Here is a 222-nt window from a genome sequence, read left to right as displayed (position 1 = left end):
GCCGATGCCGGTGGTAAGGTCGACCGTGACCCCGACCGCGCTCTCGTAGTAGCTGGCGGTGTCGGTGCCGGCGCCGCCATCCAGCACGTCGGCCCCGGCCCCGCCGCGGAGCACATCGTTACCGTCCAGGCCCTGCAGCGTGTTGGCCCCGGCATTTCCGTTGAGGATGTCGTTGCCCTGGCTGCCGGAGAGGTTCTCGATCCCGCTCAGGATATCGCCCTG

At 69.4% G+C, this 222-nt stretch carries 1 pseudogene; it reads right to left on the bottom strand.

The features are described from left to right. Positions 1-222: pseudogene (locus AAHM41_RS40510) on the bottom strand (calcium-binding protein); the annotation flags it as partial.

This window comes from Inquilinus sp. OTU3971 (assembly GCF_038440215.1).
The sequence above is the reverse complement of the archived record's forward strand: the minus strand, read 5'-3'. Positions and strand labels throughout refer to the sequence as shown.